This is a genomic window from Paenibacillus graminis (genome assembly GCF_000758705.1).
GTDB lineage: Bacteria > Bacillota > Bacilli > Paenibacillales > Paenibacillaceae > Paenibacillus_AQ > Paenibacillus_AQ graminis.
The window spans coordinates 5,355,593-5,369,552 of the sequence record NZ_CP009287.1 but is presented as its reverse complement, the minus strand read 5'-3'; the positions used below and the strand labels follow the sequence as shown (position 1 = coordinate 5,369,552).

Annotated in this window: 20 protein-coding genes and 1 tRNA gene; 16 read left to right on the top strand and 5 right to left on the bottom strand. The window is 45.8% G+C overall.

The genetic code is table 11. From position 1 onward, the window contains the following. Nucleotides 1-250: 250 nt before the first annotated feature. Nucleotides 251-1,723 (top strand): glycosyl hydrolase, encoded by a 1,473-nt coding sequence (locus PGRAT_RS23200; RefSeq protein WP_042267282.1) that lies wholly within the window; start codon nt 251-253, stop codon nt 1,721-1,723. 14 nt (nt 1,724-1,737) lie between these two features. On the opposite strand, the gene PGRAT_RS23195 is transcribed toward PGRAT_RS23200, so the two are convergent. Continuing rightward, a complete protein-coding gene (locus PGRAT_RS23195) occupies nt 1,738-2,238 on the bottom strand; it encodes a PH domain-containing protein (protein WP_025704822.1) in 501 nt (166 codons plus the stop codon). 205 nt (nt 2,239-2,443) lie between these two features. Between PGRAT_RS23195 and PGRAT_RS23190 the strand changes: the two genes are divergently transcribed. Both PGRAT_RS23190 and PGRAT_RS23185 read left to right on the top strand, forming a co-directional pair. Beyond that, on the top strand, nt 2,444-3,106 hold the full coding sequence (locus PGRAT_RS23190; protein ID WP_025704823.1) for a hypothetical protein: 663 nt from the start codon (nt 2,444-2,446) through the stop codon (nt 3,104-3,106). Between the two features lie 221 nt (nt 3,107-3,327). Continuing rightward, nucleotides 3,328-3,663 carry a YolD-like family protein gene (locus PGRAT_RS23185; protein ID WP_025704824.1) on the top strand — a complete coding sequence of 112 codons (336 nt, stop codon included), beginning with the start codon at nt 3,328-3,330 and terminating at the stop codon, nt 3,661-3,663. 34 nt (nt 3,664-3,697) lie between these two features. On the opposite strand, the gene PGRAT_RS33465 is transcribed toward PGRAT_RS23185, so the two are convergent. Further along, nucleotides 3,698-3,859: a hypothetical protein gene (locus PGRAT_RS33465; RefSeq protein ID WP_155990360.1), complete on the bottom strand. Its 162-nt coding sequence runs from the start codon at nt 3,857-3,859 to the stop codon at nt 3,698-3,700. Between the two features lie 179 nt (nt 3,860-4,038). On the opposite strand from PGRAT_RS33465, the gene PGRAT_RS23180 reads away from it, so the two are divergent. From PGRAT_RS23180 to PGRAT_RS23170, 3 genes are all read left to right on the top strand, one after another. Beyond that, entirely contained in the window at nt 4,039-4,725 is a 687-nt protein-coding gene (locus PGRAT_RS23180; RefSeq protein WP_025704825.1) for a M15 family metallopeptidase, read from the top strand. Nucleotides 4,726-4,796: 71 nt separating this feature from the next. After that, nucleotides 4,797-5,183, top strand: a complete 387-nt coding sequence (locus PGRAT_RS34475; protein ID WP_025704826.1) for a WGxxGxxG family protein — start codon at nt 4,797-4,799, stop codon at nt 5,181-5,183. A gap of 143 nt (nt 5,184-5,326) precedes the next feature. Then, nucleotides 5,327-5,412, top strand: a tRNA-Leu gene (locus PGRAT_RS23170). A 63-nt stretch (nt 5,413-5,475) separates the two neighbouring features. Here PGRAT_RS23170 and PGRAT_RS23165 read toward each other — a convergent pair. The 3 genes from PGRAT_RS23165 to PGRAT_RS23155 form a co-directional block, all read right to left on the bottom strand. Further along, entirely contained in the window at nt 5,476-6,756 is a 1,281-nt protein-coding gene (locus PGRAT_RS23165) for a site-specific integrase (protein ID WP_025704827.1), read from the bottom strand. 74 nt (nt 6,757-6,830) lie between these two features. Continuing rightward, nucleotides 6,831-7,241 (bottom strand): ImmA/IrrE family metallo-endopeptidase, encoded by a 411-nt coding sequence (locus PGRAT_RS23160; protein WP_025704828.1) that lies wholly within the window; start codon nt 7,239-7,241, stop codon nt 6,831-6,833. A gap of 9 nt (nt 7,242-7,250) precedes the next feature. Next, nucleotides 7,251-7,682, bottom strand: a complete 432-nt coding sequence (locus PGRAT_RS23155) for a helix-turn-helix domain-containing protein (RefSeq protein ID WP_025704829.1) — start codon at nt 7,680-7,682, stop codon at nt 7,251-7,253. 188 nt (nt 7,683-7,870) lie between these two features. Between PGRAT_RS23155 and PGRAT_RS23150 the strand changes: the two genes are divergently transcribed. From PGRAT_RS23150 to dnaN, 10 genes are read left to right on the top strand one after another with little or no spacing between them, the layout of a single operon-like run. Next, nucleotides 7,871-8,080, top strand: a complete 210-nt coding sequence (locus tag PGRAT_RS23150) for a helix-turn-helix domain-containing protein (protein WP_025704830.1) — start codon at nt 7,871-7,873, stop codon at nt 8,078-8,080. Between the two features lie 35 nt (nt 8,081-8,115). Beyond that, nucleotides 8,116-8,424 (top strand): helix-turn-helix transcriptional regulator, encoded by a 309-nt coding sequence (locus tag PGRAT_RS23145; protein WP_025704831.1) that lies wholly within the window; start codon nt 8,116-8,118, stop codon nt 8,422-8,424. Nucleotides 8,425-8,428: 4 nt separating this feature from the next. Continuing rightward, on the top strand, nt 8,429-8,635 hold the full coding sequence (locus PGRAT_RS33460) for a hypothetical protein (protein ID WP_155990361.1): 207 nt from the start codon (nt 8,429-8,431) through the stop codon (nt 8,633-8,635). A gap of 15 nt (nt 8,636-8,650) precedes the next feature. Beyond that, entirely contained in the window at nt 8,651-9,772 is a 1,122-nt protein-coding gene (locus PGRAT_RS23140; protein WP_025704832.1) for a ParB N-terminal domain-containing protein, read from the top strand. After that, nucleotides 9,772-10,185: an ORF6C domain-containing protein gene (locus tag PGRAT_RS23135; RefSeq protein ID WP_025704833.1), complete on the top strand. Its 414-nt coding sequence runs from the start codon at nt 9,772-9,774 to the stop codon at nt 10,183-10,185. Before PGRAT_RS23140 ends, PGRAT_RS23135 begins: the two co-directional genes overlap by 1 nt. Continuing rightward, nucleotides 10,182-10,331, top strand: a complete 150-nt coding sequence (locus PGRAT_RS33455) for a hypothetical protein (RefSeq protein WP_155990362.1) — start codon at nt 10,182-10,184, stop codon at nt 10,329-10,331. The genes PGRAT_RS23135 and PGRAT_RS33455 overlap by 4 nt, the downstream gene beginning before the upstream one ends. Before the next feature lie 2 nt (nt 10,332-10,333). Continuing rightward, on the top strand, nt 10,334-10,801 hold the full coding sequence (locus tag PGRAT_RS23130; protein ID WP_025704834.1) for a hypothetical protein: 468 nt from the start codon (nt 10,334-10,336) through the stop codon (nt 10,799-10,801). Between the two features lie 7 nt (nt 10,802-10,808). Continuing rightward, entirely contained in the window at nt 10,809-11,804 is a 996-nt protein-coding gene (locus PGRAT_RS23125) for a phage replisome organizer N-terminal domain-containing protein (protein ID WP_025704836.1), read from the top strand. Then, nucleotides 11,805-12,749, top strand: a complete 945-nt coding sequence (gene dnaI, locus PGRAT_RS23120) for a primosomal protein DnaI (RefSeq protein WP_025704837.1) — start codon at nt 11,805-11,807, stop codon at nt 12,747-12,749. It begins immediately after the preceding gene. Nucleotides 12,750-12,754: 5 nt separating this feature from the next. Continuing rightward, a complete protein-coding gene (dnaN, locus tag PGRAT_RS23115) occupies nt 12,755-13,882 on the top strand; it encodes a DNA polymerase III subunit beta (RefSeq protein WP_025704838.1) in 1,128 nt (375 codons plus the stop codon). The last annotated feature ends 78 nt before the right edge of the window (nt 13,883-13,960 follow it).

The window sequence follows — 13,960 nt, the reverse complement described above, 5'->3', positions numbered from 1 at the left end:
TGGATAGCTATGCTTCCAGAATACAGCTTCGTAGATAACTGGCTGAAAGCATATGCTTATATTGTGAACCATTGGTTCCATAAGTGCAGACTTAATCAGTATAGCTTAATTATTGCTTCCTTTAGAATACTGAATTGACAGGTTTTTTAATGGGTGCGGTATATTTATGCCGATTGTATGTTGGTTCGCCGTGCACTTGTCCGATAGATCCCCATATGATGTAGAAAAAAGGGAGAGGATGGTGGAAAAGATGGAATCGCGCATTCGGGATTTGCTGGATTCCGCATCACGGCTGGTCGGGGATGTACAGTGGCAGGCCTCATTCCGGAATGTGCAGATGAACCCTGCAGATGCTGCGCTTGCGTCTCCGGCCCGGAAGCTGCTGAAAACGTTATACCGTTTGCAGGGACAAGGAATGATCAGCGGGCAGCATGATTATCTGGAGAGCCCGGATGAATTCAACGGCAAGCTGAAGACGACCAGCGGACAATATGCCGCACTCCACGGCTATGAGCTGGGAGCGATTGATAATCAGACGGCGCAACAAATCGATATTCAGCGGCAGGCCGTGGTAGACAGCGCAATCCGGTGGCATAAGTCAGGCGGAATCGTAACCATGAGCTATCATGAGAATTTACCGGGGACGGCTCCGGCCTGGTCGAATGTCTCGAGGAGTCTTAGTGAAGCGGATTTTGCCAAATATATCACTCCGGGTACGGTTCAGTACAACGCGCTGATTGCGGAGCTGGACAAGACAGCCCGGTCTTTGAAAAAGCTTGCTAATGCAGGCGTGCCGGTACTCTGGCGTCCCTACCATGAGATGAACGGCGGCTGGTTCTGGTGGGGCCAGAAAAGCTCGTTCAGCAAGCTGTGGAACATCATGTTCGACCGGTACACAGCTTATCACAAGCTGCATAATCTGCTGTGGGTGTGGAGCCCTAATGCCAAAAACCAGTGGTCTGATGAACCGGCGGACTATTACCCGGGAGCTGGCAAGGTGGATGTGCTGGCGCTGGATATCTACGAAGCGGATTTCAAAAAGAGTCACCATGATGCCATGTGGAATCTGGGACGCGGCAAGCTGATCGCCATAGGCGAGAACGGGGAACTTCCATCCCCGGCGGTGCTGGCCAAAACTCAGAATAAATGGTCTTACCAGATGAGCTGGGGTAAGCTGCTCTATGAGAAGAACAGCGATGCAGTTATTAAGGCTTTTATGAAGCATTCATTTGTGCTCACCAGAGAGGAATATGCGAAGAAGGCGGCGCAGAATGCCTCTATGGCTGAAGCTGCACCCATGCCGGGCCTGTACGGGCAATATTACAGCAATGCAGCGCTCAGCGGCGAGCCTGCGCTCACCCGGACCGATACCGTCATTAATTTCATCTGGCGGCAGGCGGCTCCTGATCCGGCACTCCCTGCTGATTTCTTCTCCGTGCGCTGGAGCGGCAGGCTGAGCGCCGCATACACGGAGAGCTACACGATTTATTCGTCATCGGACGATGGCATACGCGTGTGGATTGACGGAGTGCTGGTGATTGACAGCTGGATGAAGCAAAGCGGACAGGAACGGCAGGGGAAGGTGAATCTGATTGCCGGGAAGCTGCATGAGCTAAAGGTAGAGTACTATGAGAACCAGGGGGATGCGCGGGTGGTGCTGATGTGGGAAAGCCCCAGCCAGGTGAAAAGCGTCATTCCAGCCGGGGCATTGTATCTTCCTTAAATGTGGCCAGCGGGCTAGATTTGTTCCCGGTAGCTGATATTGTTGGCGATTTTCTCATCGCGTACGGCTTTGCGCAGCACATCCTTCACCGTTTGGGGCTGGCGGATCCTGTGGAGAAGCAGCTGTGGCGACGAAGCATCATCCGAGAACACTGTAAGTGTTCCGATACCCAGAATACGCTGGAGGATGGACTGGGCCACAGAAAAGTCATTGACCCGCAGCAGCTCGATTTCTTCCACGTCCTTCCCGATTAGCCCGGTTTTGACCATAATGCGCTGGCTGGTGATGGTGAACGTGGTTGTATTCAGGCGCACGATGCCTTTGAGGCGGTCAGAGATGCCGGCCGGCTTGCCCTGCCACAGCGTTGTTTCAGGTCCCGAGCCGGAACCAGGCGCCGCTCCGGATGCCGTCCGGCGTCCGGGAGCAGCTGCATCTTCAGTAGTGTTTGCGCCGCATTCCCCGCAAAATTTGGCCCCTTGCTTGTATTCTGCTCCACAGCTTGTGCAGTAAGGCATGAGCTTATCTTCCTCTCTATCATTCATGTTGAAATCATTATAATATAACAAAGATTTCCGGTCACTACTGGGGATCTTTTTAGTTTGTACCTGCTCAAAATACGCTTCAATCCTGCAGAATGTTTCATCTCTGCTATTTTAACATTATTTTCAGTTGCACTTTACAAAACTCGCTATTATTCTGTTAAGTGGAGGGATACTTAATATGAGACAAGCCTTACTGGCAGTGCTGCTGATGATGGTTGGTATTCTAAGCGCCTGCAGCAATAATAACTCAGCGCCTGCTTCCCATGAAGAGGTGCAGGAGAACGTACAGAACTTTTATAATGAAATGTCTAAGTTTGATGAAATGGGCAAGTCCTCATTAGAGGCATTCAACACAACCTTAACTTCGTATTCGACAGGAAAAGCGAGTGACAACGAGATGGAGAAGGCAGTGGATGAATTCCAGGACACCGCTTCGGATATCGCCGATGAAGTCAAGGATGTGAAGATCTCCAAAAGCCTGCCGGAGAACATCCAGAAGCTGCTTAAAGAATCGGTAATTGCGTTCCAGAGCGCGTATTCCATCAAGGAGCAAGCCTCGAAGAGTGCGGTTTCTCCGGATGTTACTGCCGAGGAATTCCAGGACATGAACCAGCAGGCGGATGTGGCGATGCTGTATGGCATCTCCAAGCTGAATGAGGCCAGGGTGGCCGCAGGGCTGATTGAACCCGGAAGTGCAGCTACGGACACCCTGGCTGGTACAGGGACGGGGACTGCCGCCGATTCTCAAGCGGATACACACAGCCAAGCCGGCACAGGCAAAACAGATATCCAGGTAAACCCGCAGACCGGTAAGGGAGCTTCCGCAACAGAGATTAAATAAAACAAAATCCCTGCCCAGGCAGAGAACAAGGCCTTCTTCTCATTGGACAAGCAAAGGCGCTGCACAGCGAACACTGTGGGCGCCTTTTGCTTGCGGTTCTGTTATTTTTTTCTGATTGCTTAAAAAGAGGGAATGCGCATATAATACAAACATACGTTCGTTTAATTTGAATTGACATCGCTGAAATGAATCAGGTCATCCTTGGAGGGAGGAATCGCACAATGGGTAAGAAGCAGGAGGGATACGGCGTGTGGGAGAGCAGCAGGATGATGCTGCCGGAGCACAAAAGCCGGATACATAAGGATGAACGGGAGACGCTGCACCGGGGAAAGCCGGTTCAGGATGGGCAGAAGCTGGAGGAGATTGAATGTACGCTGGCGCTGTCGCTGCGGAGCCATGTCCGGGTAACAGTAGTGTTGGCTGATTCGTTTGCGAATAAGCAGCTGAACGGCTTTGTGACTTCCATTCACACCCACTCGCGTGAGATCAAGCTGCAGTGGGCGGAGGAATGGAAGTGGATTCAGGTCGATGATATTGTGGAGGCATACATCGTCTGAAGCAGCAGGCTTTTATTGCTGAACCACTCCTGTTTTATTTGTGGGAGTTGGACTCTGTCCTCTCATAAGCGATCAGGGTCACCGGTTTGTTCCCATTAATTTGGGCTATGGCCGCTTCAGCCTGGCGGATGATCTCCACCGCGTCCCCCTGATCGCTCAAGGCTGCCACCTTGTAGCTGTCACTGTGAATTTCCATTAGGTCTTCCCACCTTTCGCTTTTATATTGGCCTGTTTAGGCGGGAACCATCCATGAAAACGGCAATCCATAAAGATGCGAAAGCCCCGGGGTGTTCGGGTTTTTTTCTTTTACAATTAGGGAAAAGGGTACAAGCAACAGCAGAATAGAAGACATTTACTATACCAGGAGGTGATCAAATGCTGACTTTGGATCAGGTGAACAGCAAATCGGCAGCCCGGCTCGGCGGTCTCCATCCCGCCTTGCTGGCGGCTGCCAATGTCTTGATACAGCGATGTTATGTACGGGGCATCCCGATTGTCATCACCCAGGGCTTGCGGACCATAGCCGAACAAAATGCCCTTTATGCGCTGGGGAGAACCAAGAAGGGTGCGATTGTAACCAATGCGCGGGGTGGCAGCAGCTTTCATAATTACGGACTGGCGATAGACTTTGCGCTGCTGCTGCCGGATGGACGGAACATCTCCTGGGATATGAGCCGGGATGGGGACGGGGATAAGCTTGCAGACTGGCAAGAGGTCGTACAGGAAGCCAAAAAGCTGGGACTCGAATGGGGCGGAGACTGGACTTCCTTTAAGGATTATTCCCATTTTCAGATGGCTTTTGGACTGACCATTCAAGAGCTGAAAGCAGGCCGCCGTCCAGCCGCAGATCAGGTGAAGAAAGCCTTAAAACGGATCAACGGGGGTGAGGATGAAGTGAACAAGGATGTGGAGATTTCAATCACCCTGAACGGAGTGAAGCTTACAGCCGGAGTTCTGGATAACGGAACCACTTACGTCCCCGTACGGGCATTGGCTGAAGCGCTCGGAGCCAAGGTGACTTATGATCCTGCCAGCAAGACGGTGAATGTGGTGACCGTATAAAATTTCTTGCATAGATTCGACGCCGCAGGGGGAAATTATCAGGGACAAACCACACAAGGGGGTATAACATCTTGAATAAGCTGATAACAAGCTTTGCCTGCGGCACTGTATTATCCATGAGTCTGCTGGGCGTAGGATATGCATCCACCGCTTCCGGTACAACTGGCATGGACGGAACCGGCAACCGTATGATGAACGAGCAGGGCAACACCATGATGAATAACACCACTGGTACCGGAACTACCGGAACCACTGGAACTATGCGTAACCGTGGCGGAGACAACAGCACCGTTTCTCCACTATCCAATACTACGCAGACCGGCAGATACCGGGCTAACGCTACAACTGCCAACGCTAATGACAACGACAATGACTTCGATTGGGGCTGGCTGGGATTGGTAGGACTGCTCGGTCTGGCTGGCATGAGAAACAAAAGTGGCGAGCGCGAACGCCGCTAGTCATTCTGTGAAGCACAAGCGGCCCATCGGCTCCGGCTGGTCGGGCCGTTTTTCTGTAAACAAAACTTAATGCAAATTTAGATTGCGTATCCACCGGATACGTGATATCATATTTCTTGTCGCGTTATCAACGCTTCTACCATGCCGGGGTGGCGGAATAGGCAGACGCACAGGACTTAAAATCCTGCGGTACGTGAGTACCGTACGGGTTCGACCCCCGTCCTCGGCATACATTAAACTAGGAAATCCCTTGACACATAAGGGGTTTTCTTTTTTTGTAGTTTGAATTGATTTACAGAGAACGAGTGCCTTTTTCGGCTTTGGGGACGGATTGGGGACGAACTTTAGGATCGAAGACATCAAGGTGTGCTGTTGTTTTGCGACTTAGTTTCTTGGTAACGTGAGCATACGTGTCTGTAGTTACCTGAGAAGTCGAGTGTCGCAACCGATGTTGGATCTCTTTAATGGATGCACCTTGTCCAAGCAAATAGGTAGCGTTTGTATGGCGCAGCCCATGTAGGGATACATTACGGAATCCGTTTCGCTTACACCATATTGTCCACTGCTGTGATGGCGATGTATGGTAATATGGTTTTCCCGTCCCTGAATGGAATACAAAGTTACGATCTCCGCCTTTCCATACCCCCAACGCTTTTGCCTCAAAACGTAACTTGCGCATGGCTTTTACATGAGCAGCCAGTTCATCCATATACCATTGTGGCATATCTACATAGTCATCGGATGCTTCGTTTTTTGTGTCTGTGATCTCGGCCTGTCCATTCTCAGTATGCGAAATGTTCTCATCGATACGCAATCGGTTATTTGCAAAGTCGCAATCGTCTTCGTCTAAGGCAATTAACTCTCCACGTCTAAAACCTCCAATTATTGCTCCAAGAAAATAAAGCTTCCAATGTGTTTTACTTTTGATTAATGTATCAATGACTTCTGTAGCTTCCTCTTCTTCGAAAAAATTCTTTCTGTCTTTCCGGGCCTTTTTATCTTCCTTGCTGATCTGCGGGCGCTGTATGCCCTCCAATGGGTTTTTACTTAGGACCCCCCATTCTACAGCTCGTTTGAATATACTCATAGTCACATCATAAATATATTGAATCGTGCGAGAACTAATGGTTTCTTTTCCTCCTCGCTTATCAATCCGTGCACCTGGTTTGCGTAAATCATTGAATAACGTCACTAATCTCATTGTTGTGATCTCATCGAGTTGCAAATGTCCTATAATCGGCAAAACATGATGATCTATTTTGGAGCAATGAGACAGGTATGTCGTTCGCTTTAGTCTCGGTTCAGCGTCTTTAGGTTTCCATTCATTTTCATAGAATTCTTTGAAAGTAAGTTTAGATGGCGCAATGTAACTGCCGCTCAATACCTCTTGTTTAAACTTCGCAAGCTCGTCATCTAAATAATCCTTTAGTTTCTTAGTTGTTTTTAATAATGCTTTATCTTCAACAGTAATTGTCTTTCGAGGACGGTTTCGGCTGCCGTCATTATTAAGCCCCAAATCTACAGTTAGTCGCCACTTGTTCTCCCCTCTTTTTTCAATGCTTCCTTTTGCCATTTCATTTCCTCCAATTAGAACCCGTGTTCTGTTTTTGTGTATGGTAAACAGCCTTGCGGCTGGAAAGCGCAAAGTTACATTTCTAAGTTATGAAGTTGTTTTGGTATGCCGCATCTTAAAAGGTATGATTCTTCCGTTTCACCTGGCTCGTGCTCAGCGAGTTGGGTTAACAGTTTTACAGCAAAAATATTTGCCTGTCGTTCGAATTTTCCTGTATTGAAGAAAGTGTGCTCATCAATCCAAAATTGGCTTAAACCCGAATGAAGCCGATCATGTCCAAGTTCATGAGCACACACTACACGTTGCCACTCTTCTGGCAAGCAACTATCAATAACAATAAATCTCCTTCGTAACCGCCTGTAATAAAAACCTCTCGTACCGGGACCAAACTCTGCATATCGGATTATTATGTTAAGTCCTTTAGCTATCACAAAAGGATCATTGGTCTTGAATTTGCGAACCAGTTTGCGAATGATTTCTTCCAAACTGGTCACCTACTCTTCATCTTTAGGGACTGGCTTTTTCTTATGTCCATATGTTTTCTTATTTAGTTCTTTAGCTTCCCAAAGCAGTCCAGTGAGAATGTCCATAGCTCTTTGGCGTGTATCATCCGTAATCGGCACTCCATCAAATAAGACGGGTTGATCTTCTTCAAGGATTTTCTTTATGTCTGCTAGATCTTTGGTTGAAGCCCATTCTGGTGCGTTATGTTTAGGTGATTCATCAGTCTCTTTAGTGAGTTGGTCAAGCGGCATATCAAAATAATCAGCTATTTTTTGGAGTGCAGTTATTTGTGGGCTTTTTGTTCTTCCATTAAGAATCTGAGTGACGGTGGTGTATGGAATCCCAGTGTCTTTTGCTAGTTTGTATCTGCTTACTTTGCGTTCTTTCATAACTGCTTCAATTCGTTCTGCAATACCACTCACTGGAAACAACCTTTCTATTACTCAGAATAGGTATAACTCAATGAAGTTATAATAACTCGAATAAGTTAGCTTTGTCAAGAAATAAAGAGGAAATAGGAGAGAATATAGTGTTTTGTTACTCATACGAGGTATATGTTTATTGAATATAACTCATATGAGTAGTAGTATGTGTTTAGGAGGTGAGAGAAGTGGGAAAGGCAATCGAAAACAACATGCAGAGATTGATTGATGCAAAAGGGTGGACTATATACCGACTTTCTAAAGAAAGTGGTGTGACAGTATCCGCGCTTTACAACATTGGTAAGAAAAAACATGGTCCATACGCAGAAACTTTAGTTAAACTGTCCAATGCTCTTGGGTGTACCGTTGACGATTTGGTAAAAAACAAGTCTGAGTAGCATTATAACACACCATAAAAGAAAGGAAATATCTCATGAACAAAGCGCTAATTGCATTTGAAGATGTGATACGTGCAATTGTTTCTGAACAAGTAATTGATTCAGAAAATCGACTCCGAGCTGAATTGAATGGTCTGATTGATAGGACTCTTGACGTAGCAGAGACGGCAGCTCACATAGGAGTTTCCGAAAAGTTGATATACCGCATGTGTCAAGAAGGAAGAATTCCGCATGAACGATATGGGACATCGGGTTCAAGAAGACAAGTAATCAAGTTTCGGCTCTCTGATTTAGAAGCATGGAGAGCTGAGCAGCGGGCTGCGAATTACAAGAAGGGAAGTTGAAGCGGTGAAAGAAGAACTACAAGTTGCTTATGAAGCTCTATCAAGAGTAACAGGAGTCGCCTTAACTACTGGAGACAAAATTGTTTTACGAGAAGCCGGTCTTGCTCGTGCGAAGACCTTGGAACTGAAGACAATGCTTCAGCAGCGTGAGACAAGGCCGCATCGTGACACTTTAAACCGTGTTGAGAATTATTGCTTACCAGTACTTTAGGAAAGGAGAATTACAGTGCCACTTATTGATATAAGCAAAATCAAAGTAGTAGATCGTATCCGGCAAGACTTTTCTGGCATTGAAGAACTAGCCCAGGACATCGCAGAGAACGGCTTAATCAATCCGATTGTTGTAACTTCGGATTACCAGTTAATCGCCGGAGAACGGCGTCTAAGAGCTCATATGCACTTGGGAAGGGAACAGGTAGAGGTAAATGTCATGGAGGTTCGTGACTACGCTCACCACCTGCAGTTGGAGATCAGCGAGAATGAGCACCGAAGAGACTTTACTTTTTCAGAACGAATCGCTTACGGCAAAAAGATAGAGGAACTTGAACGCATTAAAGCGAAGGAACGCATGTCCGCCACCGAAAAGGAAAATTTACCTGAGGCTGAAAAAGGACAGGTTCGGGACATCGTAGCTGAACAAGCAGGATTCGGCAGCGGCCGTAACTACGACAAAGCAAAATACGTTGCTGAAAACGCCACTCCGGAAATCATTCAGGAACTTGACGCTGGACTCATTAGCACTCACAAGGCATTTGTTCAGACTAAAGAGCGCCTTGAAACTGCTGAAAGAGAGGCGAAAGAAGCAAATGACCGAGCTGAAGCAGCCGAACGAGAAAAAGAACTCCTCCGGCAACAATTCAAAGACTCGATCCCAGCGGATCAAGTGGAAGAGGCGGTCAGTGCCGCCATAGAACGACAGCAAGAAGAGAATGAGGCATTTATTGCACAAAAGGATAAAGAGGCTCAGGCAGCGCTTAAAGCGCGTGACGCGAAGTGGAAAAAGGAAATTGAAGCAGAGTCGTTGAAGGTCCGGGACCTTGACGCTGGGTACAAAAGAATCCAGGAAGAGTTGGAAGCCTTGAAACTCCAACAACCAGACGATTTCAACGAACAGCAGAGAGCCGCACAGTTGAAGAAACTTCGATATGAGGCTGATTCAAATACAATTCAACTCACCATTCATGTGAAGCAGTTTCTTCAAAAATCTGCTGTGACCACACTCAACCTTGGAGCTGTATCATCAGCATCAAGTAGTGAAAAAAAGCGATTTAATGAAAGCTTGGACATGCTTCAGACCTTTATAGATCAGATGCGGCCAGCAGTAAATGGCAGAAAGGTGGTTCAGTAATGGAGACAGGACAAATTCTTGCTGTAGTGGGTCAACAATTACAATGGTCCGAGCAACAGGGGGCAGCGGTTCGGATGTTGTTCGAAGCAATGGGTGCTATGAAGACAGAAATGGCTGAAGACAAAGAAGAAATGAAAATGATGGTTCAGGAGGTTCGGGATAGTGTCACTCTTAATGATGCCGAATGCGACCAGATGCAGACGGCAGTGAGATTGAAATCCAATGAACTCACAAAGCATCGTTTTAAGGACTCCGACTTGAAGTTTAAGGAAATGGTCGGAAGATACCGGCGGATGATCTGGAGTAAGTTAAAAGAGCAATTCAGTGTTGCGAAATACAGTCACATCCGCCGAATTGATTTTGATGATGCCATTGATTTTGTTAAGAACTTTCAGCCGGAGGATTACATGTGATGACGGATGAACGCCTTAAGCAACGTCGTGAAGCATGGAAGCGAATGAATGAATTGCAGGGTTTTAAAGGACGAGGGTTACTATGCTCTGAAATTGATTCGGAAATTGATGCCCTGGAGCAATTTTTACAAACAAGGGAGGGATAAAGATGCAAGAATTCAGCATTCCAGTCATCGCCTTGGGTGAGCAATTTGAAATGACACAACTGGCGGAAACACAATTTGATGCTGTCGTTACTTTACATGACAATCTAAGTGACGGTTCACTTCGAGTAGATTTTGTTCGGTTGAACCTTACTCCACCTGAAATAGAAATCATTGATGCCCTAGATCGCAAACGGCGGCTGGAAATCCGTATCAAATCCTTGCGTCAATACATTTATGTTGTGGGCGACATGCCGGGATTGACTGAACAAGCTGCTCAACAGTTAAAAGAAGCAACCGGGAAATTGGAAGCATTGATTGAGGGAATTGAAATAAAAATGACCACGTTGAGGGACGCGGCCATCCAAGAAACATCAAAACTAAGTTATTTACAAAATATCACACCAGCAGTTCTGGGTCAATCTGAAATTCATTCTTCGTGCAGCCACTATCACCATGCCAAAGGGGTTTGATTAGAAAATGGCTGAAATAAAATGGATCAAGTTAAGCGTTACTATGTTTGATGATGAAAAAATAAAACTGATTGAAGCCATGCCGGAGGCTGACACCATCATTGTCATTTGGGTGAAGCTGTTAGCCCTTGCAGGGCGCTCCAATATGGGCGGTTACATTATGTTGACCGAAACTATTCCATACACAGAGGACATGCTTGTTTCGATGCTCAACCGACCTCTATCGACAATACGTATGGCATTGGCTACTTTTCAGAAATTTGGGATGTTCGAGCTTTCTGATAATGGCGCTTTCTTTTTGACAAATTGGGAGAAACACCAAAATGTCGATGGAATGGATAAGGTGAGATTGCAAACAAATGCCCGAGTAAAGAAACATCGTGATGGAAAAAAGGCTCTGTTATTGGAGGAAGGAGAGAAACGTTACTGTAACGTTACAGTAACGGATGGTAACGCAACAGATATAGAAGTAGAAGTAGATTTAGAAATAGATAAAGAAAAAGATAACTGCTGCTGTTCTGGAGAATCGGGATTCGAAATTATCGTACCTATATCCAATAATCCTAATTTAAACAGCCAAGATGCCGTTCTTGCCGGGGATGCCGATTCCGACCGGGATGCTGATGAATTGGATTACAGAAGACAAGTCGCTAATCTTTATCTTGCTCGAAGAGGAAAAGGATTAGAGATATCAGCAAAGGATGAGATCACAATAAAAGAACTCATTACTGATGGGGTACCGATCCACATCGTTCTTGCCGGAATCACAAAAGCCTTTGATAATTTCAAGCCTCAACATCGCAAGTCTGAGATAAAGAGTCTCAGTTATTGCACCGGGATTATATACGACCTTCACTCAGCGGCATTAAAGAAAAAGGCAGATGAACCGGAAATTAAAAACAAACCTGTTAAGCAAACTGAAATAGAAAAAATCAATGTCCCTACTGAGGAAGACATTCAAAAAATGTTGGCGGAGATGAGGTCCAAGCGCGGGGGTGTGTAAGTGAAAAATGTGGGCGAAGAAATAAAACGGATCTTACCAGACCGATTTCTTGAGAGGAAAGCTGCGCTGATAAAACGTATAAAGGATCATCCAGAGGTGCTGAGATTGCTTGCTGAATATCCAGATCAAGTAGATGTAGAGAGGGATTTGAGTAACCTAGGAAATCACATATCATGTTTTGATCATTGCCAATCCTGCCCAGGGTTAAACGCTTGCCAAAATGAGTTTCCTGGGCATTCCAGTCATGAGGAAGTGAGCGAAAAGCAATCCATGTTGATTTTTAGACTGAAAAAATGCCCGAAGTTATTAGCTTTCGAAAAGCAAACAAGCAATCAAAAAAAGATTAAGAGTCACCATATACCGGCTCATATCACCGCAGCTACTTTTGAAGATTTGGAGAATGACCCACTAAGAAGGCTGGCTATAGCAGAATGCATTAACTTTTGCGCAGGATACCAAAAAGGAGTCACACGCAAAGGGCTTTATCTCTATGGCCCTATGGGAGTTGGGAAAAGTCGCGTAGTTGGGGCGATTGCAAATGAAATGGCTGGGATGGGTGAGGAAGTGATCATGGTGTACGTTCCCGAATTTCTGGAAGAGATAAAAGAATCATTCTCAACCAATGATGTTCATTCCAAGTTAGCTGCGTTGATGGAAGTGGATATTCTGATACTGGATGATATAGGTGCAGGGCAGTCCAGTTCATGGACAAGAGACGGCGTACTTAGTCCAGTGCTTAATATGAGAATGGAAACCAAACCAACAATCTTTACTTCAAATTTAACGTTATCGGAGTTATCGAATTATTTCGTAACTGCAAGAGATTCCAAAAATCAGATGGATCGTAGACAACATGAGATAAACGCCGCGCGCATTATGGAACGTATTGAGCCATTCGTTAAAGCTTTACATGTGGGCGGCAGGAATCGCCGCAGGGAGGGTTAAAACGCATGAAGATAGTTGTAGACAGTTCCTTACTATCCGAGGCTCTAGCAGATGCTGACAAGGCAGTATCGAGCAAGCCGGTCATGGAGATATTGTCCGGCATTCTAATCCAGACAACTGATGAAGGGGTAAACGTCACTGGAGCTAGTGAAAGAGCCACGATCCAATCCTACATCATGGATGAACAAGTGGAAATTATTCGTGCCGGATCGGTGGTTTTGCCCAAAATTGCCCTTGAACTCATTAGCAAAATGAGCGGAGAAATCGAAATAGATGTTGATAAGGATTTCGGAATAACGATTCTCAATAAAAATGAAGAGATTGAGATTTCCGGCTTTGATCCTGAAGAATTCCCCAAACCACCAGATATCAACTGGGGTGATACTACCGAAATGTCTGGAAAAGAATTAAAGGAACTTATCAAGAAAACGGCATTTTCTGTAGCTACTGAAATAAATGTACCTGAGATAACCGGCGTGAATATTACGCTACAGGACAATTTGATTAAATTTTTGGCAACTGATCGAAGAAGAGTAGCCACAATCCAGCGCTTTATGGAAGTGAAGGAGTCTGGAAGTGCAATTGTAGAGGCGCGCGGGCTTGTTGAATTGGAAAAGATCATTTTTGATAAAGATGAACTTCATTTCGGTTTTTCTAAACTAAGATCCGGAGAAGTGTACGTAGTTTTTGTCAAAACAGAACGGTTTACCTTTTATTCCCGTGTTCTCGAGGGGCGCTACCCAGATGTTGAAAAAATGTTGTCGCAAGTGGTGGGTCTATCAACTATTAAAGTAAATAAAAAGGAGTTTGCAAAGTCGCTGGACCTTATTTTCATCTTGGCAAAAGAAGAAAAAATGAATCAAGTCCGATTGACTGCAGATGCCAAGGAGTTAACCATTCGAGGTAACGGGAAGGGAATGGGGAAGGGAAAACGTAATGTCTACTCACTTTCCCTAGAAGGAGAACCATTCAGTATCTCGTTGAACGCTAAGTATGTTATCGATCTCCTTAAAGCTATTGATTCAGACGTATTATCGATTGAATATACCGGAAAAATGACTTCTGTTATTTTTCGAGGTGACGACAACGAAGGAAGCAAATACGTCGTGCAGCCATATCGGACTGAGGCTTAAACCGAAAACAAAGTGAAACCCATGGAAAGATGCAGGATTAATTCTCACTTAATTGATAGAAATAATGAAGAATGGAAG